General features: G+C 44.4%; 27 protein-coding genes. 23 read left to right on the top strand and 4 right to left on the bottom strand.

Annotated elements, in window-relative coordinates:
• Window positions 1-55 precede the first annotated feature (55 nt).
• From PHR44_05505 to PHR44_05395, 23 genes are all read left to right on the top strand, one after another.
• Window positions 56-1,639 (top strand): class I SAM-dependent DNA methyltransferase, encoded by a 1,584-nt coding sequence (locus PHR44_05505; protein MDD4910117.1) that lies wholly within the window; start codon window positions 56-58, stop codon window positions 1,637-1,639.
• Entirely contained in the window at window positions 1,629-2,174 is a 546-nt protein-coding gene (locus PHR44_05500; GenBank protein MDD4910116.1) for a hypothetical protein, read from the top strand. Before PHR44_05505 ends, PHR44_05500 begins: the two co-directional genes overlap by 11 nt.
• Complete coding sequence (locus PHR44_05495; protein MDD4910115.1) at window positions 2,171-3,373, top strand: restriction endonuclease subunit S; 1,203 nt, start codon at window positions 2,171-2,173, stop codon at window positions 3,371-3,373. The genes PHR44_05500 and PHR44_05495 overlap by 4 nt, the downstream gene beginning before the upstream one ends.
• 1 nt (window position 3,374) lies before the next feature.
• A complete protein-coding gene (locus tag PHR44_05490) occupies window positions 3,375-4,331 on the top strand; it encodes a hypothetical protein (GenBank protein ID MDD4910114.1) in 957 nt (318 codons plus the stop codon).
• 90 nt (window positions 4,332-4,421) lie between these two features.
• Window positions 4,422-6,239 (top strand): AIPR family protein, encoded by a 1,818-nt coding sequence (locus PHR44_05485; GenBank protein MDD4910113.1) that lies wholly within the window; start codon window positions 4,422-4,424, stop codon window positions 6,237-6,239.
• A gap of 26 nt (window positions 6,240-6,265) precedes the next feature.
• Entirely contained in the window at window positions 6,266-9,322 is a 3,057-nt protein-coding gene (locus PHR44_05480; GenBank protein MDD4910112.1) for a type I restriction endonuclease subunit R, read from the top strand.
• A gap of 75 nt (window positions 9,323-9,397) precedes the next feature.
• Window positions 9,398-9,760 carry a hypothetical protein gene (locus PHR44_05475; protein ID MDD4910111.1) on the top strand — a complete coding sequence of 121 codons (363 nt, stop codon included), beginning with the start codon at window positions 9,398-9,400 and terminating at the stop codon, window positions 9,758-9,760.
• Window positions 9,761-10,155: 395 nt separating this feature from the next.
• A complete protein-coding gene (gene acpP, locus PHR44_05470) occupies window positions 10,156-10,446 on the top strand; it encodes an acyl carrier protein (protein ID MDD4910110.1) in 291 nt (96 codons plus the stop codon).
• A 23-nt stretch (window positions 10,447-10,469) separates the two neighbouring features.
• Window positions 10,470-11,156 (top strand): 3-hydroxyacyl-ACP dehydratase FabZ, encoded by a 687-nt coding sequence (gene fabZ, locus PHR44_05465; GenBank protein ID MDD4910109.1) that lies wholly within the window; start codon window positions 10,470-10,472, stop codon window positions 11,154-11,156.
• Complete coding sequence (locus tag PHR44_05460) at window positions 11,153-12,670, top strand: NAD(P)/FAD-dependent oxidoreductase (GenBank protein ID MDD4910108.1); 1,518 nt, start codon at window positions 11,153-11,155, stop codon at window positions 12,668-12,670. Before fabZ ends, PHR44_05460 begins: the two co-directional genes overlap by 4 nt.
• 893 nt (window positions 12,671-13,563) lie before the next feature.
• The gene (locus tag PHR44_05455) at window positions 13,564-14,784 is read left to right on the top strand and encodes a GAF domain-containing sensor histidine kinase (GenBank protein MDD4910107.1); all 1,221 of its coding nucleotides are present in this window, start codon (window positions 13,564-13,566) and stop codon (window positions 14,782-14,784) included.
• A gap of 12 nt (window positions 14,785-14,796) precedes the next feature.
• Window positions 14,797-15,186, top strand: coding sequence for a response regulator (locus PHR44_05450; protein MDD4910106.1), 390 nt, complete (start codon window positions 14,797-14,799; stop codon window positions 15,184-15,186).
• Window positions 15,187-15,198: 12 nt separating this feature from the next.
• On the top strand, window positions 15,199-15,684 hold the full coding sequence (locus PHR44_05445) for a hypothetical protein (GenBank protein ID MDD4910105.1): 486 nt from the start codon (window positions 15,199-15,201) through the stop codon (window positions 15,682-15,684).
• A gap of 65 nt (window positions 15,685-15,749) precedes the next feature.
• Complete coding sequence (locus PHR44_05440) at window positions 15,750-16,085, top strand: PilZ domain-containing protein (protein ID MDD4910104.1); 336 nt, start codon at window positions 15,750-15,752, stop codon at window positions 16,083-16,085.
• 186 nt (window positions 16,086-16,271) lie between these two features.
• On the top strand, window positions 16,272-16,484 hold the full coding sequence (locus PHR44_05435) for a hypothetical protein (GenBank protein ID MDD4910103.1): 213 nt from the start codon (window positions 16,272-16,274) through the stop codon (window positions 16,482-16,484).
• Window positions 16,481-16,876, top strand: a complete 396-nt coding sequence (locus tag PHR44_05430) for a PilZ domain-containing protein (protein MDD4910102.1) — start codon at window positions 16,481-16,483, stop codon at window positions 16,874-16,876. Before PHR44_05435 ends, PHR44_05430 begins: the two co-directional genes overlap by 4 nt.
• Window positions 16,877-16,896: 20 nt before the next feature.
• A complete protein-coding gene (locus tag PHR44_05425; protein MDD4910101.1) occupies window positions 16,897-17,433 on the top strand; it encodes a DUF4416 family protein in 537 nt (178 codons plus the stop codon).
• Window positions 17,426-18,247, top strand: coding sequence for a M48 family metallopeptidase (locus PHR44_05420; protein MDD4910100.1), 822 nt, complete (start codon window positions 17,426-17,428; stop codon window positions 18,245-18,247). The genes PHR44_05425 and PHR44_05420 overlap by 8 nt, the downstream gene beginning before the upstream one ends.
• Window positions 18,195-19,151 (top strand): radical SAM protein, encoded by a 957-nt coding sequence (locus tag PHR44_05415; protein ID MDD4910099.1) that lies wholly within the window; start codon window positions 18,195-18,197, stop codon window positions 19,149-19,151. The genes PHR44_05420 and PHR44_05415 overlap by 53 nt, the downstream gene beginning before the upstream one ends.
• Before the next feature lie 12 nt (window positions 19,152-19,163).
• Window positions 19,164-19,325, top strand: coding sequence for a hypothetical protein (locus PHR44_05410; protein ID MDD4910098.1), 162 nt, complete (start codon window positions 19,164-19,166; stop codon window positions 19,323-19,325).
• A gap of 22 nt (window positions 19,326-19,347) precedes the next feature.
• On the top strand, window positions 19,348-20,109 hold the full coding sequence (locus tag PHR44_05405; GenBank protein ID MDD4910097.1) for an undecaprenyl-diphosphate phosphatase: 762 nt from the start codon (window positions 19,348-19,350) through the stop codon (window positions 20,107-20,109).
• Complete coding sequence (locus tag PHR44_05400; protein MDD4910096.1) at window positions 20,109-21,980, top strand: ATP-binding protein; 1,872 nt, start codon at window positions 20,109-20,111, stop codon at window positions 21,978-21,980. The genes PHR44_05405 and PHR44_05400 overlap by 1 nt, the downstream gene beginning before the upstream one ends.
• Window positions 21,981-21,982: 2 nt before the next feature.
• Window positions 21,983-22,828, top strand: a complete 846-nt coding sequence (locus PHR44_05395; protein ID MDD4910095.1) for a transglutaminase domain-containing protein — start codon at window positions 21,983-21,985, stop codon at window positions 22,826-22,828.
• A gap of 307 nt (window positions 22,829-23,135) precedes the next feature.
• Here the strand turns inward: PHR44_05395 and PHR44_05390 are convergent, their stop codons facing one another.
• The 4 genes from PHR44_05390 to glgP form a co-directional block, all read right to left on the bottom strand.
• Window positions 23,136-23,507: a DUF134 domain-containing protein gene (locus PHR44_05390; GenBank protein MDD4910094.1), complete on the bottom strand. Its 372-nt coding sequence runs from the start codon at window positions 23,505-23,507 to the stop codon at window positions 23,136-23,138.
• 66 nt (window positions 23,508-23,573) lie between these two features.
• Complete coding sequence (locus PHR44_05385; GenBank protein ID MDD4910093.1) at window positions 23,574-23,912, bottom strand: peptide chain release factor-like protein; 339 nt, start codon at window positions 23,910-23,912, stop codon at window positions 23,574-23,576.
• Between the two features lie 9 nt (window positions 23,913-23,921).
• Window positions 23,922-24,224, bottom strand: coding sequence for a hypothetical protein (locus PHR44_05380; GenBank protein ID MDD4910092.1), 303 nt, complete (start codon window positions 24,222-24,224; stop codon window positions 23,922-23,924).
• 53 nt (window positions 24,225-24,277) lie between these two features.
• Window positions 24,278-26,284, bottom strand: coding sequence for an alpha-glucan family phosphorylase (gene glgP, locus PHR44_05375; protein MDD4910091.1), 2,007 nt, complete (start codon window positions 26,282-26,284; stop codon window positions 24,278-24,280).
• Window positions 26,285-26,289: the final 5 nt, after the last annotated feature.

Below are 26,289 nucleotides of genomic sequence, written 5' to 3'. Positions count from 1 at the left end.
CCGGGGAGGAGATGTCCCGGCTTTTAAGTTTGGCGGTCATAGGGAGGAAGCGATAATGGTTAAAAAGAAGAAAGACAACGGAGCCAATCTTGGCTTTGAGGCAAAGCTGTGGCAGGCCGCGGATAAGCTCCGTAATAATATGGACGCTGCCGAGTATAAGCATGTTGTCCTGGGGCTTATTTTCTTGAAATACATCTCTGATGCCTTTGAGGAACATTACAATGATTTAGAGAAAGAACTGTCTGATAGTAAGGGCGAATATTATCTTGCCGAGCCGCAGGCGCGGTATGAAACATTGAATGATCCCGATGAATACAGGGCCGAGAATGTCTTTTATGTTCCTAAAAAGGCGCGCTGGGATTATCTGCAGAAGAATGCCAAACAGCCAACCATAGGCAAGATTATTGATGATGCTATGGATGCGGTTGAGAAAGGGAATTCTTCTCTTAGAGGAGTGCTTCCTAAGAATTATGCCCGGTCATCCCTTGATAAGCAGCGCCTTGGCGAACTAATTGATTTGATAGGGACCATAGTGCTTGGCGATAAAGAGGGCCGCAGTAAGGACATTTTAGGCCGTGTATATGAGTATTTTCTCGGCCAATTTGCCGATGCCGAAGGTAAGAAGGGCGGCCAATTTTATACTGCGCGCTGCATTGTTAAGCTGTTGGTTGAAATGCTCGAGCCGTATAAAGGCAGGGTATTTGATCCCTGCTGCGGCTCAGGCGGTATGTTTGTTCAGAGCGAGAAGTTTGTGCAGGCGCACGGCGGACGCATCGGAGATATCGCGGTCTACGGACAGGAATCCAACCAGACAACCTGGCGTCTATGTAAGATGAACCTTGCCATCCGCGGCATAGATGCGCATATTACCTGGAATAATGAAGGCAGCTTTTTGAATGACGCCCACAAGGACCTGAAGGCCGACTTTGTTATCGCCAATCCGCCTTTCAATGACAGCGATTGGAAAGGCGAGCTTCTGCGAGAAGATGCGCGCTGGAAATATGGAGTGCCTCCTGCAGGGAATGCCAACTTTGCCTGGGTGCAGCATTTCATTCATCATCTTTCTCCAAGCGGCACAGCAGGGTTTGTTTTAGCCAATGGCTCTATGTCTTCTAATACCTCTGGTGAAGGCGAAATCCGAAAGAATATCATAGAGGCAAACCTTGTGGACTGCATGATATCGTTACCTTCGCAGCTTTTTTATAACACCATGATTCCCGTATGCCTCTGGTTTGTCTCCCGCGATAAGAAGAACCATAAGTTTAGAGACAGGCGCGGAGAAATTCTCTTTATTGATGCCAGGAATATGGGGGCGATGATTGACAGGCGCCATCGTGAATTAACCGATGAGGAAATAAAAAAGATTGCCTTAACCTATCACGCTTGGAGAGGCGAAGGCGGGAAATATAAAGATGTTAGAGGATTCTGCAAGGCAGTTAAGCTCGATGAGATACAGAAACACGGGCATATTTTGACTCCGGGCAGATATGTCGGAACCGAAGAGGTTGAAGAGGATGATGAGCTTTTTGAAAAGAAAATGCAAAGGCTTACATCTGAGCTTTATTTTCAATTCAAGAAATCAAAAGAGCTTGAGCAAGAAATAAAGAAAAACTTGGAAGGTTTGGGATATGAGCTATGAGCAATTAATAAAGAATTGGCATGCGAAAGCAAGTGAAGAAGACTATTTTTCTAAATTTGTATTTGAATATCTAGCATTTATTGCATATTTGAAGACTCAAAAATATTTAAGCAATGATTCAGACAGGCAAGCTATTCAAAAGCTTAAGCAAGCTAAAGATATAAGAAAGAAATATTTAGAACGCATAAAATCAAGAAAGTTTCTGAGAAAGGATTGGGAGCATATTAAGCAAGAACTAGATAAACTGAGGCTCGGCAATGCTTCTCGGGACCTCAATTCTGTAGAAGAAATAAAGTGGTGGAATTGCTCAAAAAATAACCTTGATGAGATGTCTCCGGAAGAGCGACAAGAAATAAAGGGGGTTATTCATTCGCTCAGTGATTGGGGGAACATGGTTGAATTTTGGTGCAGTATCAGAAATAATTTATTTCACGGTACAAAAGACCCAGAGCGTGAAAGGGATCGGTTTGCTGTGGAGTATGGATATAAAACCTTAAAAGAACTAATGGACATATTTTTAGAAAATAACAGATGAAACAAAAAACAAAACTCAAAGAGACTGAAATCGGGATGATTCCTGAAGATTGGGAAATGGTTACAATCCCTGATGTCGCTTCTAATTTTGACAATAAAAGAAAACCATTAAGCTCTGCTGAAAGGTCAAAAAGTAAGGGGCAGTATCCTTATTATGGTGCTGCTGGAATAATAGATTATGTTAATGACTATAAATACGATGGAGATTATCTTCTTATTGCCGAAGACGGAACAGTTACCTGCGACGGTTTTAAGCCAATGCTTCAATTGCCACGCGGGAAGTTTTGGGTGAGTAATCATGCTCATGTTCTGCAAAGCGATTCCTATGGCAATACCTTGTTTCTTTATTACCAATTAAAAAATACTACTATTAATGCGTTTATTACTGGTGCTGTTCAGCCTAAATTGAGTCAAGAAAACTTAAATAAGATAAAATTCCCATGGGTAAAAAATGATGAGGAGCGGAGGGCTATTACTAAAATCCTCTCCGACCTTGACGCAAAAATCGAGCTTAACCGCCGGATGAATAAAACCCTTGGATCCATCGCCCAGGCGATTTTCAAGCGGTGGTTTGTGGATTTCGAGTTTCCGGGATACGAAAAGGCTAAATTTGTTGATGGTTTACCGCAAGGATGGCTTAAGGGAAAGTTGATTGATATTTGCGATATTGTCATGGGGCAATCGCCGCCAGGTGAAACTTATAATGAATCTGGAGAAGGTGCGGTTTTCTATCAGGGAAACAGAGATTTTGGCTTTCGCTTCCCTACGCCAAGGGTTTATTGTACCGCTCCAACAAGAATAGCAGAAGCCAAAGACATTCTTATAAGTGTGCGCGCTCCTGTCGGAGCTCTTAATATTACATTGGGAAAGTGCGCAATTGGACGTGGAGTTGCGGCTCTAAGAATGAAAAATTATTCAAACGGGTTTCTTTTCTATTTTCTTGTTACGAGAAAGGATTTATGGGACCGGTTTAACTCGGAAGGAACGGTTTTTGGATGCTTAAATAAGAAAGAATTTCATAAGATCGACGTGGTAATTCCAGCCGATGCTATTATGCAACAGTTTGACATAGTTATTAATTCTATTGAAGCAATGATTCGCAAAAATGAAGAGGAAAATCGCAGGTTAACTGAAGTTCGCGATTCCCTTTTGCCAAGGCTGATGTCAGGAAAGATACGGGTCGATTCTATTAAGAATTAATATGGTTTGTGATGCGCAATTCAATAAATTTAAACTAAGACGTGATTTATGGGTTGAGTGCTTTGCATTAAACGATCGCAACTCAATTATTCATCAGGTTTATCAGATGATTTGGAATGCTGCGGTTTTTAGACTGATTAATTGTGCTAGAAAAATTGCGCCAGATAATCATCAGGGTAATAAAGAAATTAATGGAACATTGCATTATTTTATTGATGAATGTTTTTTCGACAGCCAATTTCTGGCTATCAGACGCCTAATTGATCCGCATCCACTTACTGGGAAGAAGGGGGCATTTTCTTTGGTATCATTATTAAACGATATGAGAGCAAAGACTTCTTTAATGACCCGAAGATATTTATTTCTAGCTGAAGACAGGGAGTATGATTATGAGGCTGTAGAGCAGCGTGCGTCAGCTTATAGGTTGGAGAAGTTGCGGAGTGGTTCGGGCGCTTTTTTCTTGCCACGTGAATTAGATAGTCAGCTCTTGAGGATGCGGCATGAGCAGATAGATGCTTTATCCGGAATTAAAGAGAATCAGCGAACGCCCAATGATTATATTCGCAAAGAAATTTTTAGTTACCTTATTAAGAAAATTAAATCAGCTACTGATGATATAAAGGCTCATGTGGACAAAAATATAGCTCACGCGGCTACCCCGGAAAGTAGAAAATATGATAACGCCGATCAGGTTTCAATCACGCTAGGATATCTATGGAAAGCACATAAAGTAATTTGTCAAGTCGTTGACTTCATTAATGTGTATATACTGTTCGGAGGAAGTGGTGGTTTTTTGCCAGTTCCTCAATATGATCATCTTGAATTTATTGATAAACCATTAGTTTCTCCGGAAGGAGTTGAGATCTTAGACAAAGAGTGGAATGAATTTAATAAAGAGGCCGATTCGTGGGGCTCTTGGGGAATTGAAGATCTCGAGCGAGAAATGGTATCAATGTGATCAATAAAGTTGTTTAGGCGTGCGATTCTCTTTTGCTAAAGCTGATGTCAGGAAAGATAAGGGTGATCTGTATAAGGATGGAGGGAGATTATGAGTATTTTTACATTGCTCGATAACCGTGTAAACGCACTTTCGGATTCTTATCGCGATTTTACAGATGGTTTAGATAATGATGTAAAGCGTGGTTCGGAATTTATGCTATATTCATTAGAGCAAGTTTTTAAAGAATTGCAACTGGTAGAGATTGAAGAGGGTATTACAGATAGTTCTTATCGTAAGGTAGGGCATGATTATGGGGTGGACGCGTTATATCTTACAGCTAATCGAAGAATACTTAATTCAATAGAAGATCTTTCTGAATGTAATGAAGATTCAAAATTTATTTTTCATCTTTTTCAATTCAAACGGAGCGGCCTTGATTTGGATTCTATATTAAAGATGAAGGATGGCATTCAAAAATCATTTATTCGGAATGAAATACAAGACAATCTTAATTCATATCTTTATCAGCGTACCATAGATATCGCTTCTGTTCGTGAAGAAATTTATACTCGTTATTCTCCAGACCAAGTTAAAGTCATTGTTTATTTTATCTTTTCTGGAGTAAAAGATACTGTTCTGGACGATCCGGTATTGTCCCCACATATTCAGGAAATAGAACAAATCTTAAAAACCGCAGGTTATGCCAATGTTGATATTAAATTGATAGGCGCACAAGAATTAGTTGATTTACAAGATAAGGGTGATGAGATCATTGAATCGGTTGAATATGTTGCAAATTTAAAATATATCACTCCAATTGAAGCAAATAGGAGTTTAACAGGATATATTTGTATTATAAAGAGTAGTCAAATCGCAAATTTGGTTAAAGTGTGGCAAGGGGCTTTATTTGAAGCTAATATTAGGGATTATTATCAACGCAACGAACTAAATACTAAGATAATTGATACATGTTCGAGCGAGGATGATTCTAAGTATTTTTGGGGCTTAAATAATGGTATGACTATTATTTGTCGCCATGTCGATGAAATGCCAAATAATCGATTGAAATTATATGGTTGTCAGGTTGTAAATGGCTGCCAAACAGCAAATGCTCTATATATTGCTTTAAATAATAGAGAAAGAACTGAACGAGGAGAAAATTTGGATGAATCTAAACAGCTAAGATTATTAAAAGATGGGGCACATGTGCTTGTTAAGATTATCGCCACAAAGGACCGAGATTTAATTTTTAAAATAACGGAGGCCACCAATTCCCAAACGCCTATTAAAACTTTTTCTCTGCGGGCTGGTGAAGACATTCAGAAGAACATAGAAAGATACTTGCTCGATTTCGGTATTTATTACGAGCGACGTACAAATTTCTATCGTAATCAAGGTAAACGAAATGTTGTGAGTATCCAAAAGTTATTTCAGCTATATTTATCATATATTTTAGATATGCCTTCTCAAGCAAAGAGCCATCCTAAGCGACTTTTTAAAGTGAAATATGATGAGGTGTTTCCTTCCGAGAAAGAACGCGTGGTTGATTATAGGCTTTATCGTATTCCAGTCGAAATTGATGTGCGTTTAAATAAAAATATTAGATATCTGCAGCGTAATAAAAGCATTGTAGATCCGTATAAAAATATGTTGTTGTCGTATGGTAAATTCCACATTGGTTGTTTTTATCTTCATTGTATAATCGGTGGTAATTATGATAGAGCATTGTTAATATCAGCATCAGAACGGATTTTAAAGACCCTTAAGGAAGATAAGGAGTTTTATTCGATTTTCGATAAATCTTTTGATGATTTTGTAAAGTTCTGTCGGAAAAATATAGGTACCAATAAAGCAGATATACCTATGGGCGTGCGTACCGCTGAACTAGATGGAAAGATAAAGCGACATTTTGCCAAGAAGAAATAATATTTGTTGTAAAATGCTTAATTGATATGGCTCATATCCTCACCGAATCCTCAGTTGAAGAAGTCGCCTTAGATATTCTCTCTAATCTTGGCTACAAAGTCCTTTACGGCCCCGATATTGCGCCGGACGGCGAAAGACCTGAGCGCAAGGATTATTCCGAGGTTGTTCTTATTGATCGGTTACAGGACGCTATTCAAAAGATTAATTCTTCTATTCCCGATGAAGCAAAAGACGAGGCCATTAAGAAACTGCTACGCCTTGAAAGTCCCAGCCTTGTGGTGAATAACCAGCATTTTCACAAGATGCTGGTTGAGGGTGTGGATGTTGAATATCGCAAAGGCGGCAGGGTTATCGGGGATAAGGTCTGGCTTTTTGACTTTAACAAGCCGCAGAACAATGAATTTCTTGCGGTTAATCAGTTTACCGTTATCGAAAACAATCATAACCGCAGGCCGGATATTGTTTTATTTGTCAATGGTCTGCCTTTGGCTGTAATTGAGCTTAAAAATCCCGCCGATGAAAATGCCTCCTGTTTTACTGCCTTTAAGCAATTTGATACCTATCAGGCCGAAATTCCAGCACTTTTTCATTTTAATGAAGTCCTTGTGGCAAGCGACGGCATTGAGGCAGTAGCAGGGAGCATAACCTCTGAATGGGAACGCTTTCTTCCCTGGAAGACCATCGAAGGGAAGAAAAAAGAACCTACGGCTGTTCCGCAAATTGAGGTATTACTGCGCGGAATGTTTGATAAACGTATCTTCCTTGATTTAATCAGGCATTTTATCGTCTTTGAGGAAGAGCAGCATAAGTTGAATAAGAAGATCGCCGCCTACCACCAATACCACGCGGTCAATAAGGCAGTTGAAGAGACATTGAAGGCAGCCAAGGGCGATAAGCGTTGCGGTGTTGTCTGGCATACCCAGGGCTCAGGCAAGAGCCTGATTATGGCTTTCTATACCGGCAAGCTTGTCTTGGCTATGGATAATCCCACCATCGTCGTATTGACCGACCGCAATGATTTAGACGATCAGCTTTTCGGCACCTTTAGCAGATGCCAGGATTTATTGAGACAGAAGCCGGTTCAGGCAACTTCAAGAAGCAAGCTGAGGGAGCTTTTAAAGGTTTCTTCAGGCGGTATCGTCTTTACCACTGTGCAGAAGTTTTTACCGGAGGATAAGGGCGATGCCTTTCCTGGGCTTTCCGATAGAAAGAATATAGTGGTTATCGCCGATGAGGCGCACAGGAGCCAATACGATTTTATTGACGGTTTTGCCAGGCATATGCGCGATGCCCTGCCTAATGCCTCTTTTATCGGCTTTACCGGCACGCCCATAGAGCTTACAGACCGCAATACAAGGGCGGTTTTCGGCAATTATATTGATATTTATGATGTTGAGCAGGCGGTAAAAGACGGCGCTACGGTAAGAATCTACTACGAGAGCCGCCTTGTCCGGCTTGAGCTTAAATCCGCAGAAAGGCCGATGATTGATCCTTCATTTGAAGAGGCAACCGAAGGCGAAGAGGTTCAAAGAAAAGAGAAACTCAAGACAAGATGGGCCCGGCTTGAGGCGATTGTGGGAAGCAAAAAGCGCATAGGCCGGATCGCCAAAGATATTGTCAGTCATTTTGAGGAACGCCTTCAAGCGCTTGACGGCAAGACAATGGTGGTTTGTATGAGCAGGCGTATCTGTATTGAGCTGCATAATGAGATTAAGAAACTCAGGCCGGAGTGGTACCACAAGGATGATGATAAGGGGTTTATGAAGGTGATTATGACCGGCTCTGCTGCCGACCCTGTTAACTGGCAAGAGCATATCAGGACAAAGCCCAAAAGGCGCTCTCTTGGTGACCGCATGAAGGACGCGGCCGATCCCTTGCGGCTGGCTATTGTCAGGGATATGTGGCTTACGGGCTTTGACGTTCCCTGCCTTCATACGATGTATATTGATAAGCCTATGCGCGGCCACGGGCTGATGCAGGCGATTGCCAGGGTCAACAGAGTATTTAAGGACAAGCCCGGCGGCCTTGTTGTTGACTACTTAGGCATTGCCGATGATTTAAAGAGAGCGCTTGCTGACTATACCGAAAGCGGCGGCAAAGGCAAGCCCACCTTTGAACAGGAAGAGGCTGTGGCGCTGATGCGTGAGAAGTTTGAGGTGGTATCAAATATGTTTCACGGGTTTAATTATAAGCGATTCTTCACTGCTTCTGCGCGGGATAAGATGTCTATTATGGCGCTTGCCGAAGAGCATCTTTTAAAGCAGAAGGGCGGAAAGGAGAGATTTCTGGGATTTGTCACCCAGCTATCTCAGGCCTTTGCATTGGCCGTTCCCCATACTGACGCGCTTAAGATCCGAGATGATATAGCGTTTTTTCAGGCAGTAAGATCGCGGCTGGCTAAATTCCACACCGGAGCAGGCAAGACCGATGAACAGCTTGATTCCGCGATCAAACAGATTGTATCCAAGGCGATTACCTCTGATAGGGTGGTGGACATCTTTGAGGCAGCCGGCATTAAGAAACCGGATGTCTCTATTCTAAGCGATGAGTTCTTAGCAGAGGTGCGTGGTATGCCTCATAAGAATCTCGCCTTTGAATTATTGAAGAGATTATTAAGCGATGAAATCAGGCTCAGATCAAAGAAAAACCTCATTCAAGGCAGGTCTTTTGCTGAGATGCTGGAGAGATCCATAAGAAAGTATCAGAACAAGGCTCTTGATTCAGCAAGGATCATTGAGGAACTCATTGAGCTTGCTAAAGAGGTGCGTGAGGCCGGCAGGCGCGGTGATGATTTAGGGTTAACTGAGGATGAGCTTGCCTTTTACGACGCGCTTGAAGTCAACGACAGCGCAGTGAAGGTTTTAGGGGATGAGACGCTAAGGACGATTGCCAGAGAACTTGTGCGGACCGTCCGCAACAACTTAGCCATAGACTGGACATTGAGAGAAAGCATCCAGGCCAAATTGAGAGTTATGGTAAAAAGGGTTTTAAGGAAATACGGCTATCCACCTGATAAACAGAAAAGAGCCACTGATACTGTCTTAGAGCAGGCGACTTTAATATGCAAGGATTGGGCTGACTAAGCTAAGTTAACCTTTGCCTCAAATGCGGCGTAAGGATAGAAAACAGGTAATCAGGATATGCTTGAGGAGGGAAGCATGAAAAAGGTTATTGCCTTATTAGCGCTAGCGGTATCCATTAATGGGTGTAATTATCTTATGTATGGTTCTTCTTCAGTAAGATTTACAAAGTTTACAGAAGCTGAATATCCTCCTAAAACTGAGAAAGAGGAGATTTCGCTATTTTCTACAATTAAACCCGATAGACCCTATAAAGAAATCGGTATTATTAAAATAAGTAAATGCGCTAGCTTTTTTGGGACTGGTGGTACTCCTCACCGTATTAGCGATGAAAGAGATATGATAAAAAAAGCGCGAGAGGTTGGGGCAGATGCAGTCATAGATATAAAACAAATGGGGATGTACGAAACAGGTACAGCAATAGTGTTTACTGATAAATGATTAAACCTTCGCTAAAAAAACGGGACAGCTGCATTTAATGCTAAACGCGAAGTCCGGGGACAGTCCCCATGCCTCTGAGCCGTTGCCTCACAATGAGTAACGAGAAGAAGTACAGGGCTTATATTTTTATCGATTGGGAAAATGATAAAGGTAAACAGTATTCCCTAGTAGCTGGGTACGAGTCCGTCGTAGATAATTTCAATAAAGACATTCAGTTCGACGAGATTTATAGATATGACACTTTTACGGGTAGGGATAAAGTTAAAGAAATTAAAGAACAATACAGGACGGATTTACCAGATGATATGCTATAAGATAGATAGGGAAAATTACTCCTTGATAGACATTATTAATGAGAGTAGTATAGAAAATTGACCCAAAAGGAGAACAGGGTCATGGCCATTTTCAGGAAGAAGCGTAAAGAGCAGGATGGCGCCAGGGAATCAAAGCGCCGGGAGATTTTCCTGCGCATACAGAAGGTAGTGGCAGAGGAATTCAAGATCAGTGACCCCAATACAATAACACCGGATTTAAACTTCAACAAGGATTTGTCCATGGATTCCCTGAAAGGCATTGAGCTGCTTATGTCCATAGAGCAGGAATTCGGTATGGAGATTCCTGATGAAGATGCAGAGAAGATGTCTATCATTAAAGATGTCGTGGATTATCTTGAGAAGAAAATATAATATAGAAGTATGGAGACGATGCTATGCCTGCTAAATTTGAAAACGAAATAGCCGAACTTGTATCAGAGATTATTGAGATTCCTGCAGATAAAATTGATCCCGACAAGGATTTTGCCGACCTTGAGGTTGACTCAATGAAGGGTCTTGAGATAGTCGCGGCGCTGGAGAGGAGATTTAAGATAACTGTGCCGGAAACAGAAATCCCAAAGGCCAGAACTCTGAATAAAGTAATTGAACTCGCCAGGAACCTAAAGCAATCAGGGTATGGCAGGATGGATAAAGAGAAAATCAAAAGCATACTGCCCCACAGAGAGCCGTTTCTGTTTATTGATGAGGTTGTTGAGATAGACGAAGGCAGGCGCATCGTGGCTAAAAAATATATTGATCCAAAAGAAAAATACTTTGAAGGCCACTTCCCCAACAAGCCCATAATGCCGGGCGCATTGATTATTGAGGCAATGGCCCAGGCATCCCTCATACTTTACTACACTGCAAAACCACAAATCGCAAATACCCATCCTGATTACTATCTGGTAAAGGTCAATACAGAGCTCCTTTCTCCTGTGTATCCCGGTGACACACTTACTATAGAGGCCAAGAGCGTAAAAATCCTTGATACCAGCGGCATAATAGAGACAATAGCAATGGTAGGGGATACGGTAGTGGCTAAAACCAGCGGCGCGTTTGCAGTTAAACCAAAGAAGGAATGAAAAATAAGTATGACGTCATCGTCATAGGCGCAGGCATAGGCGGTCTCACTGCCGCTGCCCTGCTTGCAAAAAGCGGCAGGAAAGTGCTCGTGCTTGAGAAAAACCCGGTTGCCGGTGGGTATGCGGCGGATTTTAGAAGGGGTGATTTTAAATTTGATGCATCGCTACATTTGATTTGTGGCTGTGATAAAGAGGGTGCTACCTATAAAGTACTTAAGAGATGTGGCGTTATAGGTAAAATCAGCTTCCTAAAATCGGCGTATCTTTATCGTTCAATATTCCCTGATTTTGACTTACGGATATCCCAGAATAATCCCCAGCAATATTTAAATGACTTAATAAAGGCATTCCCTTCAGAGCATATCGGTCTAAGAAAATTATCCAATGAAATATCCAAAATATATCATGAGGTGGTGAAATTTCTATATGCTAACGATCTTCCTCCCAGCATTGAAATGCTTTATTTTCCCATAAAATTTCCAAAATTATTCCTCTATGCAAATAAGCCATTTCAGAAATTATTAGATAATTTTTTAAGGGATAGCCGTTTGAAGGCCGTGGTTTCACAACTTTGGGAATATGTTGGTTTGCCGCCGAGCATGCTGCCGTCTTTCTATTTAGCTTATGCCTGGCATGATTATTTGCATAATGGCGGATGCTATATTAAGAACGGGAGTCAATCTCTTTCAAACGGTCTTTGCGAAGCAATTAAAGAGGAAGGCGGCAGGATAATTTTAAACAAAGAGGCAGAAAAGATACTTCTAAGAGATAATGTCGCCCAAGGAGTCAGGGCGAAGGATAAGGAAGAATTTTTCGGAGATATAATCATTTCAAATGTTGACTCAACTAAAACATTTTTTAACTTAATCGGTAAAGAATATCTTCCTGAAAGAACCATAAAAAGAATCGGTGGTATGGAGCCATCCATTTCTGCTTTTCAGATTTATTTAGGTTTGAATGTAGATTTAAGAAATAAAGGTTTTACAGATTATGAAATATTTTATAACCCAAGCTATGATTTAGATACTCAATACAAGGATATAGAAGATAACAAAATGGACACTGTTCCATATGTCATAACTTTATACTCTAATCTCCAGCCGGATATTGCTCCGACCGGTAAATTTATAATGGGTATTATTACGCTTGCGGGATATGACTTTTGGAAAAAATTATCAAAGGAACAGTACAGAGAAGAAAAACGACGATTGGCAGACATTTTAATTAAGAGAACAGAGAAGATTATACCCGATTTATCTTCATATATTGAAGAAATGTCTATTGCAACGCCGCTTACAATGGAAAGATATACCGGCAATTATAAAGGGGCATTATATGGGTGGAGCAGAATCGTCTCTCAAAGCGGGCTAAGTCGTTTCAAAACAAGAACTCCGATTGATAATGTTTACTTATCCAGCGCATGGACACAGCTTGGAGGAGGCATCACAGGCGTAATATTGGGTGGAGAGCGGGTAGCAAATCAGATCTTAAAAAGAAAGTTTAAAATAATATGATATTCAATCCTTTTTCGATATCCTGTTTATTACTCATTGTTGCCTGTGTTGGTGTGATTGCTATTGTTTTGATTTATAGCAAGAGATCATTTCTTCATTGGTTGTGGATTTTGTTTAATACCGCAGTCCTTATATGGGGAATAGGAGGATTTTTAGTAACCCAGACGAGGACAGAAGCGTTAGCGGTAACTTTCTTTAAGTTTGGTCTGGCAGGAGTTATATTTACTTCTGTTTTATTCTTCCATGTTGTTTATGTTTTATGCGGACTTCGCTCTAAAAACATTCTTATTGCTGCGTATGTATTATGTTTGCTGGCAGCGGCCGCTACCATTGCCGGATTTTTTACCAAATTGGAATTTATGTTCAGATCTTTTTATTACCCGGTTGCCACAGGATCAGCGTATCCGCTTCTTTATTTAACCTGGATGTTAATATTAGGTTATGCTTACTACAATCTTTTCAAATCATATCGACAGTCTCGCGGAATTAAAAGAAATCAGCTTCTTTATTTATTACTTTCAACAGCAATCGGATTTATCGGTGGAGCAATAAATTTCTTGCCGGCTTTTGGGTCTAGAATCTATCCTTATAGTAATTTTGCTATCTCAGCATATTGTATTATTGCTACCTATTCTATTATTCGCTATCGCTTTCTTGATGTGCGTATTATTGTTACCCGCGCCAGTATATTTGCTATTGTCTATGCTTTAGTCTTGGGAGTTCCTTTCTGGCTTGGATATACTACAAAGTCATGGCTATTCTCTACCACTTTGGCAGTTTTGCTTGCTACCTCCGGCCCGTTTATCTACGCCTACCTGCGCCGGCGGGCGGAAAACGCTATCTTAAAAGAACAGAGGAAGTATCAAAACGCCCTTCGCAAACTCTCTGAGACAATGACCAGAATCAGGGACCTGGATAAATTGCTTAATACCATTGTTTCAACCGTTGTGGATACCGTTAAGATCCCCTACGCTGCTGTATATCTGAAAGATGAGCTGCATAACAGCTATCATCTCAAGTGCTGCCATCGCGGAGGCGAAGGGCTGGGATTGAAGGAATTCGTATCCGTGGATTCAGGCCTGGTGGGTGAGCTTGGCAGGCAGAAGAGGCCGCTGCTGCAGGAAGAAATAGGCGCTGTGGAGGACCTTTCCCTTAATTTCGGCCTGCTGATTCCCTGTTTTATGGAAGACAATTTATTGGGCTTCCTTGTGCTGGGCCCAAAACACAGAGGCCAGATGTATACTACCGATGATATGCTCGTGTTTGAGACGCTTTCCTATTCAATGTCTTTGGCCATTGAGAACTGTATCTTCTGGAGGGAAATAGAGGACAGGCAGCGCAAGGCGCGGCTTCAAGAAATGGATACCTACTCGTATTCCTTGGCCCATGAGATAGACAATCCTATGCAGGTCATAAGGGGGCATGTGGCATTTATGGAGGATTCCCTGATGGAGGAGGGCCGGCTGCCTAAAGAGGAAAGGGAAGAGATGGGCAGGTCCCTGTATCTTATGAAGGAGGCGGCAGAGCGCGTGTCAAAGATGGTTAAGGCTATAAGGGAATTCGGCCAGGTCTCAACCGGGAAACTCGCTCCCCTAAAGATAGAAGACGTGATAACCAGCTTCCAGTATCTTATGGCCCCGCAGTTGAAGGTTGAGAATATCCGCCTTACGCAGGATATAACGGATGACCTGCCTTACGTGCGCGGAGAGAAGGCAGAACTTATGCAGGTATTGGTGATATTTGCCAATAACGCGATGCATGCGATGAAATACGCCAAAGAGAAAACGATTAATATCAGGGCAGAATTAGCCGACCGTGATACAATAAAAATATCCTTTTTGGATACCGGCTACGGCATTAAGAAACACATATTACCCATAATTTTCTCATCCTTTACTACTACAAAGGCCTCGACAGAAGGCACGGGCATGGGTCTGTATAACGCAAAGAAGATAATAGACCGGCATAAGGGCAGAATTTGGGCAGAGTCAGAAGGAGAGAACAAGGGGGCAGCATTGTTTATAGAATTGCCGGTTGCCAAAGATATTACCGATGAGGAACTGAAGCAGACGGGCTTGCGCGAAGAAAAGTCAAAAGGCAAGAGGTTATTCTAAAAAGGGGGAGCTATGAATAAACAGAAATCCTTAAAATTCCTGGTAATCGACGATGAAGAAGGCATAGTCGATTACACTCAGAAGATTTATAAGAAGAGGGGATATGCCGTATTCGGGGCAGTCGACGGACTAAAAGGGGTGGAGATCTTCGAGAAAGAAAGGCCGGAGATCACCCTGATTGACGTGCATATGCCTTTATCTCCCATTGACGGAGTCGAAACATTGAAAAGGATAAAGAAGATAGATAACAATGCCATTTGCATTATGGTAACCCGCATAACCGAGAGGGATAAAGTGGATGCGTCCAAACAATTAGGCGCGTTTGCCTATCTCCTGAAGCCGCTGGACATAGAAGATATAGACAGGGTAATCAATGAGGCGCGGGAAAAGCACAAACTTTAAAAGGGGTGATATATGGCCAATCCAATGCCCAACGAAAAAGAGTGTTACGAACGGATAGAAAGAGAAAAAATCACCATTGACCATGAAATCTGGGATTTGTTCTATAACCGCATAGGGGACGATATAACCGCCATAAACCTGCTCTGTCAATACTATCTTAAAGATAATAAGAAAATACCCATGAAGGAAGCGGAGAAAATCCTGTCTTATACCAAGAATATAAAGGCGGTCGTGAGCAAGATAGTCTCGGCTTCGGATAAGGATCCACACTTCCCGGACTTCAAGGAAAAGATCCCGATGCACCCTATGGTCGGGGATATGTTTATGCACTATATCGGCAATGATATACATATTATAAATATGATTGTGGGCGATGCCCTCGACCCCATGGGCCCGCATCCTATTCCTCCTGATGTCGCGCAGAAGATTATCAGCCGCACGCATACCGTCAAGGAATTTATGGACAGGCTGCAAGAGGCGACTGAGCAAAAAGAATAAACGCCCACTACCGCGCGCGATAAGGTATTGACACCTTGATAACTCTGTGTTAAACTCACTCTATAATGGATAGTTCACTTATTGAGAAAAGGAGATGGACGCGTATCCCCTCAAAGGTGGCTATAAGCTACAAGATAAGCAATTGTTCTTCTCACGGTAAAAGCACCACCCTTGACATAAGCGAAGGAGGCGTGAGGGCGGCATTTGAAAATTACCTAACGCCTTGCACTCCAATATGTTTGGAGCTTAATCTGAATAGTGAGATCATATACGCCTCCGGGCAAGTGGTCTGGTCGCAGCGTTTGCCCCATGCCGACAGGTATAACTCCGGTATACAGTTTATAGGCATGAACGTTAAAGAAAGATCGAATTTGAGGGAATTTATACTGCTAAACAGCTAGAAAGGTCAAGTGAAGTCCAAACTTATGGAGCGACAGCGAACATAAGTTTGTGACTGAACTTGACCCTTGACATCACGGATGACGCATCCAAGATGTCAAGGGTTTAATTCGCACAACGACTTACGTCGTTAGGAGCGTAGCGACTACTCCGTAAGTCGTGTGCTCATTAAAAAAGGAGAAAACAGCGTGGTTGAAGAGGTTAAGGAGGCCCAAAAGAACTGTAAATCATGCAACAAGCCGCTGAAAAAAGTGAGAAGGTATTATAAAGACGGCATTTATTATTGTTCAAGGAAGTGCTATAAAAGCTTTAAGGCCAAGCAGAAGGAAGAGGCAAAGGAAAAGGAAGCGGCAGCGCCTCAGCCCCAGCCGGCTGAAGACAAGCAGGAAGAGAAGAAATGAAACGCGATTCTATAGAGCGGCGCAGGCATCCGCGTATAGACAAGCAGCTGGCGCTTAAAATCAAGGGCAGGGATTTTGATTCCGTCACCGAGACGATCAATATAAGCCAGTCAGGCGCTTATTGCCATGTGGATAAGTATATAGAGCCGATGACTAAATTGAACATTATGATCCTTTTGCCGATAAAGGAAAAGAACAGGACGGTAACGAAAAAGGTGCGCTGTCAGGGTGTGGTTGTCAGGACCGAAGAGAGCAGAAGGGGCGGCTACAATATAGCCGTCTTCTTTAATGAAATATCCGGACCGGATACCCAGAAGATAGCCAGGTATGTCGCAGGGCACTTAAATGATACAACAGTAGAGGCCACCCCGCATCTTACTTTCTATACTTAGCCCGGGAGTCCTCGGATCAAATGGGGAAACCTGCCCTAATCCCTAAAGTCAAGTTGGTTTGCGGTATAATTTTTTCTCAGGAAGAAGCGCTTTCTTCAACGAAAGCGCTTCTTTGCAAAAGGTTCTCCGCTATGGATTTTGAAAGCGGCGTTATTGATTTCAACTTTACCGATTATTACCGGCTTGAGATGGGAGGCGGCCTTAAGAGGCGGTTTATCAGCTTTTCGAGATTGATCGACCCCGGCGGGCTGTGCGGGATAAAGGCGTTTACCAATAAGCTGGAAGCAAGGTTTGCCATAAATTCCAGGCGGCAGGTCAATATCGATCCCGGCTGCCTTGATATGTCAAGGTTGGTCCTGGCAACGACCAAGGATTACAGCCATAGGATCTACATCGGGCGGGGCATCTTCGCGGAGGTAACACTCTGTTACAAGAAGGATAGTTTCTCTCCAATGGAATGGACATACCCGGATTACAGGAGTAAAGAATACATTGATGTATTCAATAAGATAAGAGAGATTTATAGAGGGCAGATTAAGGGTGAGAAAAATGTTTAACGCGGATTTCCGCAAATTGAATCTGCGAGAATCCGCGTTAAAAAGTTTTTTTATCTTATGTATTCTGCTTTCAGGTTGCATAACCGTATATAATCCGGCGACCGAAAGAAAAGAGTTGATATTGATCAACACTCCGCAAGAAGTAGCCTTAGGGAGTGTTTTGGATAAGAAGATGTCGTTTGGACTGAAACTGATAAAAGACGCCGCGGTAACAGGAAGGTTGGAGAGAGTAGGCAGGAAGGTGGTGAATGTATCGGACAGGAAAGACCTGTCCTACCATTTCAAGGTAGTAGAGAGCAAGGATTTGAATGCCTTTGCCTTGCCCGGGGGGTTTTTATACGTCAACTCCGGGCTCATGGAAGCGGCGACGGATGATGAACTTGCCTGCGTGATCGCGCATGAAGTGGGACATGTCGCGGCAAAGCACGCCGTTAAAAGGCTGCAGGCCGGCCTGGGTTATCAACTATTGGTCTCGCTCGCGTTGCGTAACGTAAATGCGGCCGCGTTGAGTAACGCCTTAAATATAATGCAGAACCTGATCACGCTGGGCTACAGTAGACAGGACGAAAGGGAGGCGGATAAGTTGTCTGTAAGATATGCCTACAGGTCCGGCTATAAGCCCGAGGCGATGATCTCTTTTTTCAATAAGCTCCTTAAGCAGGATGGCCGCGGCTACCACATTACCTTGTTAAGTTCGCACCCTGCTGTTGAGGAGAGGATAGAGAATATAAAAGCGGAGATCCACAAAGTGAAAAGGCCGAATGGCGCAGCCGTCATACCTGGACAACCTCAAGCAGTTAAAAAAGGCGGCTAAGCAGGCAGCGTCCCTGCTAAAGAGCTGCCGGATATGCCCGCGCGGATGCAAGGTTAACCGTCTCAGGAATGAGACGGGGTTCTGCCGGACAGGGCTTAACGCGCGTGTATTCAGTTATATGCCGCACAGAGGAGAAGAGCCGGCAATATCCGGAAGCCGCGGGTCAGGTACTATATTCTTCTCCGGCTGTAATCTAAGATGCGCCTATTGCCAGAATTATGAGTTCAGCCAGTCAGCGCGGGGCAGCGAGGCAGAGCCGCGGAAGTTAGCCAAATATATGCTATATTTGCAGAAATTGGGCTGCCATAATATAAATTTTGTCACGCCTACACATGTCCTGCCGCAGATCTTGTCCGCGTTAACAGTCGCGATTGAGGAGGGATTGAATATCCCGCTTGTCTATAACAGCAGCGGTTACGAGTTCAGCGAGATGATAGAATTGTTGGACGGCATCATTGATATCTATCTTCCGGATATGAGATACGCCGATGACAAGGCGGCCTTAAAGTATTCCTCTGCTCCGGACTATCCTTTGATCAACCGCTCTGCCGTAAAGGAGATGTTCCGTCAAGTAGGGGTAGGCGTATTTGACGAAGAGGGTATTATTCAGCGCGGCATGATCATCAGGCACCTTGTCCTGCCGCAGGGCCAGGCCGGCAGCGAGGAAATATTCAGGTTCATATCAGAGGAATTATCGCAGGATGTTTATATTAGTTTGATGAGCCAGTATTTTCCCTGTTATAATGCTGAGGAATTCCCTGAAATAAACAGAAGGCCTGCTCTGGAAGAGTACGAACAGGCCAGGCGCGCGATGGAGAAGCGCGGCCTGCATAACGGCTGGGCGCAGGAATCAGGAGGCTTGCAGAGATTCGCGGGTGTGAATATAAAGCGTAATACCGAATAGGGAGGGGGAGGCATGTTTGATTTTAAGGAAATGGGCAATATGATGAAGGTCGCCGGCGCCGTTAAGGAGGCGTATGACCGCCAGGAGCGGCTGCAGCAGGAGAGTTTACAGATGTTGAAAAAGATATCAGTTCAGATTGACGAAGTCCTAAAAGAATTACAATCCAGGAAGTAAGAAAGGAAAAGGTTAAGCTAAGATGGTAGAAGCAATTAAATTTATTTTTTTAGGCGTATTGCAGGGCCTGACGGAATTCCTGCCTGTAAGCAGTTCCGGCCATTTAGTTATTGCCCAGAAGGCATTAGGCGCGACAAGCGGAATTGTGAAGGTCGCGGCAGCGCTGCATCTTGGCACGGTCATTTCCTTACTGGTCTATTTTTTCAAAGATATCCTGGCGGCCTTAAAAAGCATCAAGACGGCAAGGAATATTGCCGTTACCACGTTGGCCACGGGCCTGGTAGCCTTCGCGGGCAAGCAGTTCTTTGAGTCCTTGTTTAATTCGCTTGTTTGGGTTTCTTTCGGGTTATTGCTTACTTCGCTCGTGCTTTTTCGCTTAAAGAAATATCTATATGGCGTCAAGGGCCTGAAGGATATAGGTATATCGGACTCTCTGATATTAGGCATAGCGCAGGGCTTTGCGATCATCCCCGGATTGTCGCGTTCAGGGCTTACCATAGGCGTATTGCTGTTCTTGGGATTCAGCAGGCAGGGAGCATTCAGATATTCATTCCTGGCATCCATACCGGCAGTCATCGGCGCGTTCCTGCTTGAGGCAGGGACAGACGCCTTAACACTGTCTCCTGCCATGTATTTGGGTATTATCGCCGCTTTCTTCAGCGGCTTATTGGCGTTAAAGGCGCTTGCGCTCATGCTCAATAAGGCGAAATTGCATTTATTTGCCTACTACTGCCTGGCGTTGTCCTGCGCGGTTTTGATAATATCATTTTCCGGGAGGCATTGATGAAGGCGAAAACCGACAGGTATCACGAGAGCATCCTTTTGGAACTTATAAATCATATTCCCGACGTCGTCTATATTAAAGACAGAAAGGGGCGGCTTATCCTGGTGAACGAAGCCCACGCCAAGGGCCTGGGGCTTAAGCCGGATGAAGTCGCCGGCAAGACCGACTTTGATTTTTTCCCGAAGGAACGCGCCGAGATAATGGCCAGGGACGATGAATATGTGATGAGCACAGGCAAGCCCATCATTGACAAGATCGAGAGGTCAACGAGGCCTGACGGCATTGACAATTATGTCTCCACCACCAAGATACCCAGGCATGACGAGAAAGGCAATATCATCGGCCTTATGGGTATCACCAGGGATATAACTCGGCGTTTCCACCTGGAACGCCTGCAGAAAGAGAAGGAACAGATTGAGAAGCGCCTTGAGTCGTTAGAGGAAATGAACAGGATGAAATCGGAATTTGTCTCCGCCGTTTCTCATGAGCTCAGGACACCCTTAGCGATCATCAAGGAATCGGTAATGCTTATCCTGGATAATGTCGGGGGCATACTCAACGATAAGCAGAGGGATATCCTTACTACCGGCAGGAATAATATAGAGCGGTTGAACAAGATCATAAGCGAGCTGCTTGATATCTCCAGGATTGAAAGAGGGGCGTTTTCCCTGCATTATTCGCTGGCTGATCTATGCGGCATAATCAATGATAGTTCGGCGCATTTCCGGAAATTAGCGCGGCAGAAAAAGATAACCCTGCGTTATAACATCCCTGCCGGGCAGATAAACCTGTTTATTGACGCCGAAAGGGTCAACCAGGCCCTATCCAACCTTATTAACAACGCGATAAAGTTCACGGAAGAAGGGGGGAGGGTAAGCGTAGAGGTGGAACTGCTGCAGGCAAGGGTCAGAGTAGGGGTGCTGGATACGGGTGTAGGCATTGCCGAGCAGGATATACCCCGGCTGTGCGCGAAGTTCGTGCAGGTATCCCGGACACCTGCCTCAGAGAAAAAAGGCGTAGGGCTGGGGCTTTATATAGTAAAGGAACTGGTGCAGAGGCACGGGGGAGAAATAGAGATAGAATCCCGGTTAGGCGTAGGCAGTAAGTTCTATTTTACGCTACCGCTGTTTTACAGCGCAAGCCCGCTCCCTGGACAAATGAGGGAGAACATAAACGGCTTGCTGGAAAAAAACGAGCAGTTTTATCTGATCCACCTGGCCATAGTTAACTACGGTAAATTCCTGAAAAGGATAAAGGCCCCCTCCCGGGAGTTCACGCGGAAACTTGACGCTGTTTTGGGCAAATTGCAATGCCCGGTGTTCAGCCACGAAGGCCCCGGAGCTGAATTCAGCATTATAGCGCCCCAGGCGACCGAGGCGAAAATAAGCGGCATGCATACTTTGCTTAATCTGGAGATCAAGCGGTTATTAGAGTCATACCGGCTTAAGAACTTTTTTATAAACATACAGATCTCAACTCCTTCAGATACAGACAGCCCTGCTGTCAGGCAGATCTCATGTTTACACATTATGAGCATGCGCCTGGGCCTTGAGGTAAGGAAATTCAAGAGGTTTAATTACAGGTCCAGTATAAAGATCATCCCCTATGAGGACAGGGTCTCGGCTTACACGGTAGACATATCCGAAGGCGGGCTGCGCCTGGCCGGCAGAAGCGCTTTTGATCTTGGAATGAAGAAGCAGCTTAAGATAGGCCTGAAAGCGCCCGGGTCAAAGGAATATCTTTATTTGCCCGTAAGGGTGGCATGGGTAAGGAATAATATGGTAGGCGTCGAGTTTACCGGCCTGAGAAAGAAAGAAAAGGCGGTGGTCTGTCGGCTGATACGGTCGGCTTCAACTAAACAGGTCAAGTAGGCATGCGCGTTTTATTGAGAATTTTCACCATTTTCCTTATAGCGGCGGCGTCAGTAATACTCTTGTCGCCGCTGATTTCTTTATTGTTCGCGAATTCTTCCCTGGGCAGGCATGCCTACCACGAGGTTTCATTTCAGGTAATAGCAATGAAGGAACTGCCGTCATCAGCTTCATTGGAGGGCACGATTCAGTCCGCCGTTGATTATACGAGGTCGCGCCTGGGACATTATTTCAGCGATAGCAGGCCATACGCGGGGAAGCCCTTTGACTATCTGGTAGAGGGGGTGGGGTGGTGCGATTATCAGGCAAAGGTTTTATGCAAGCTGCTGGCCGCGAAAGGCATATCCGGCCGCTACGCGTTCCTTATGGTGAATGATGATGTGTCAAGCTCACCCCACACAGTAGCCGAAGTATATTATAGAGGTAAATGGGGGGTTGTTGACCCGCTGCACAACCTTATTTACCGTAACGATAGGGGGGAGGCAGTTACATTAGAAGAGATCACCGCTGAGACAGGTTCTCCCGCGTATCTTTATCCCATCCGGCACGCGCCGGTGCGTTCCGATGATTTTCTCTCTGAAAAGCACCTTTTTGACTTGATCGCGAATAAATATGCCCGGATATTCGGCAGGGCGTTTGCCGTCGTGTACCAGGACGCCTATTTGGGCATGACAGCGCCAAAGATCAAGGATCCGGCCGCCAGAATGCTCTATAAGGCCAGAAATTACCATCTTTACGGCAGAAATGAGAAAGCGCGGTTGTTATACCGCCAAATACTCAGTAATTATCCCGCAAACAGGTTTTCCGAAAGGGCCGGTATTTTTCTGCGGGAACTCTCCGCAACCTAATCAAATCTAAGGAACTTCGGGTAAAGTAAGTCAGCGTAAATATAAGTAAATCCTCGCCTTACTTATAAGCCATTAGAGTAGAACAGGTTAATCTATCCCCAGTTAAATATAAGTAAGTCAAAGTAAATGAAATATTCGTTATCCACAGGAAAAAACTTATTATATCTAACTCTTTATTGCACAATTAGTTAGATTATGTTTTTGTTGCTGGCTCAAGTTAACATAAGATATATTATAGGAAGTTGGGGTATGCTGAATTGAGGGGTTTCTAAGGGACTCCCGGAGGTTTGAGCCGGCGTGGTAAGCGTTATTCTGGGATTCTGTCTTGGGTCCTGGGTGCTTCGTGCTTCTCGTGATTGTTGTGGTTATTGTTCTGGCGGGTACTTAATACATAGCAGCCACCCTGTATTTTGATTATCTTGCCGTTTACAAGGGCGTCTGCCAGGGTTGTCCTTGCCTTCTTAAGAAGCCGGCTGAAGGTTTGCTGGGATATGCGCATTAATTCGGCTGCCTGGGCCTGTTTAAGGCCGTCATTATCAGACAGCCGGAATGCCTCAAATTCTTCGATCTTAAGGTCGATCTCTTCCGGCCTCCCTGCCTTTCCTCTGGGGCTGAAGCGCCAGATATGGGGGTCATTTCGCACTATTTTATACTTTTTAGGCCTTCCGCGCGGGTCCATTTACTCAAACTTACTTATATTTAACGAGTGGTTTATTATGAGTCCCTACTCAAAATAACCCTGTATTTATTCTGAGTAGGGACCAGAAATAACTACCTTTGCCCTGGATTTTTTCTTTTCAGACCTCAGGATCTTTCTCTGTTTTACCCTTTGTTTTACGGCAGCCGGTGTCCTGGTGGGTATTCTGGGCTTTCTTTTTGATATCAGCGCCTTTAATTTGCCTCTCAGGCGCGCGATTGCCATATTCCTGTTTTGCGCTTGAGAGCGTTCTTCCGCGGCAACCGCGGAGATCCCGGTCGGCAGATGGGTTATCCTTACTGCTGTTTGCCTTTTATTCTTATGCTGGCCGCCGGGGCCGCCGCTTTTATAGAACTCTACCCTCAGGTCTTTATCATATAGGCGCATAGAGCGCTGTTATACGTTGATTTTCCTGCTAAGCGTAGATATCTTGTTGCGCAGGAGCATTATTTTACGCGTATCCCTGTTCGCTACCGCCTTACCTAAATTATAGTACAGTTGTTCGCGCTTTGCCCTCATGACCAGCGCATCCGACTTTTCCCTGGCTTCGGCAGGCACGCGTTTAAGGTATTTCTCACCCCTTGCCATTAATCTGTTCGCCTTGCCTGATAAGGCGTTGAATTCCCTGCGGACGTCTTTCCAGAGATTGGACAGGTCTTTGGATATCTTGGATCCCCCCTTCTTTCCTTTTGCCGCCATACATCCCTCCTTTCAATGAGCACGCCAGTTATGGGGCTCCATAACTTATGTCCTCACTTGATCTGCCATATTTTCTCTTTATACTCATCAAGCATCCTGTAGGTATTGAAATCGGCTCCCGCGGCTATGCAGTTTATCATCATGTCTATCCAGGGAGAAGAGGCGTCAACTTTGCCTTGCGCGTTAGTCCGGTAATATAAAGCGACTGTTTCCTCAAGCGCTTTATATAGCTGGCGGGCGTCGTCTTCCATATGGAGGTTATGCTCGCCGCCTATATGGCCTTCTTTGTTCCTGTAGCCGAAGATCTTCCCTATGCCTTTATCTTCCGCTTCTACTACCCAGCCGTCCAGCGTAGTCATCTGTATTACGCCGTTCAAGATCGCTTTCATACCGCTTGTGCCGGATGCCTCAAACGGCGGGAGAGGGTTGTTGAGCCATACGTCTACCCCTGAGGTAAGCGTCTTTGCCAGGAATGTCTCGTAGTTTTCCAGCATTATGATCTTAAGCATGTCGTATTCTTCGTTGAGCCCGTCTACCTTATCCAGCATCTCATTTATATAGGTAAATCCCATATTGTCCATTGGGTGCGCTTTACCGGCAAAGATTATCTGGATCGGGCCGTATTTCCCGGCGATCTCAAGCAGGCGGTTTACATCCTGCAGTATCATGCTCGGCCTTTTATACGCGGCTACCCTGCGCGCCCAGCATATGGTAAAGAGGTCTTTATTCAAGCCCCATTTGTAGAGCATCCCGCAGAGCCGCGATTTATTGACTTGATGCGCCTGCCATAACGCCTCCCTGAATCCGGGTTCTTTTCTCAGATCGCTTGCCTTGGCTAAAGCCATGGGGTTGGCCTTTATGTCGCCGAAGGTATCGCGAAAATCCTCAAATAGCTGCATAAAACTGTCCGATATCCAGGTGTGCGTGTGCACGCCGTTTGTCACAAACCCTATCGTATCCCGGTACGCGGGAAACTGCAGGTGCGTTACTTTCTGATGCGCCTTTGATACGGCATTTATTCTGGATGAGACGTTCATCGCCAATAACGTCAGGTTTACGGCGCCTTCGCCCTCCCTGCCGAATTCTTGCGCTATTTCCATATCTTCTTTGGGCAGTATCCTGCCGAGGTCGCCTGTGGAGAATCTGTCATGCCCGGCCTCAACCGGAGTATGGCAGGTATAAGCAAAGTGTTGTTTGAGGCCCTCAATGTCTTTGTCTCCCAGCCCTCTTGCCTTGGCCAAAAACGCGAATACGGCATGGCCTTCATTCATATGGTATGTGCCAATGTTGTATCCCAGTTCTTCTAACGCCGCCACACCGCCCATGCCCAGGATCACCCGCTGCATTATTTTAATCCATACATCATCGCTTCTGTAGAGCTGGTCTGTAAGGCATTTGAGTTTTTCCGTATTTGATTCCAGGCAGGAATCCAACAGTATTAAAGGTATGGCATAATCATGTCTGTAGCTGTAACAGTAGTATTTCCATAGCTTTAACTCTATGGTTTCCGATTTAAGCTTGATCTTCACCCTGTTCTTAAGCGGTATGAGCCCGGGATAAGAAGCAGGGTCCCAGTGTATTGCCTCAGGCATTTGTCCGTATTTGAACCAGAATCTCTGCCTGAAGTAGCCGGTGTTCCAGAGCATTCCCAGCGCGACTACGGGGAGTTTGTAGTCCGCCATTGTTTTCAGGGTATCCCCCGCGAGCACGCCCAGGCCGCCGCTATACAGAGGAAGGTCCATTATGCTTTCTATCTGGAAGGTAAAGAAGTAGTCGGCCAGCCTGAAATTTGAAAAGACCTCATGTTCCTGGTTGCTGTTATTAGGGTGTATGCCGCGGGCGGTTTTAAATGAGTTATAGAAACTCGAGCCCAAGCCGTACTCCATTGAAAAATAGGCGATGGAGCGTTCGGGACTGGAGCGAAGGCGTTTTTCTGTTTCAATGACGCATTCCAGCGGCATGCCGAAATACAGGCCGTCCTGGATGTCTTTGCTGTAAATATCTTCGTAGTTTTCTACCTCAACCAGAGATAGAAACTCTGAGGTCCGGGTTCGCTGCATCTGTA

The organism is Candidatus Omnitrophota bacterium, from assembly GCA_028707125.1.
GTDB lineage: Bacteria > Omnitrophota > Gorgyraeia > Gygaellales > JAQTUX01 > JAQTUX01.
Note: the sequence above shows the minus strand (reverse complement) of the source record. Positions and strands in the feature narration are given on the sequence as shown.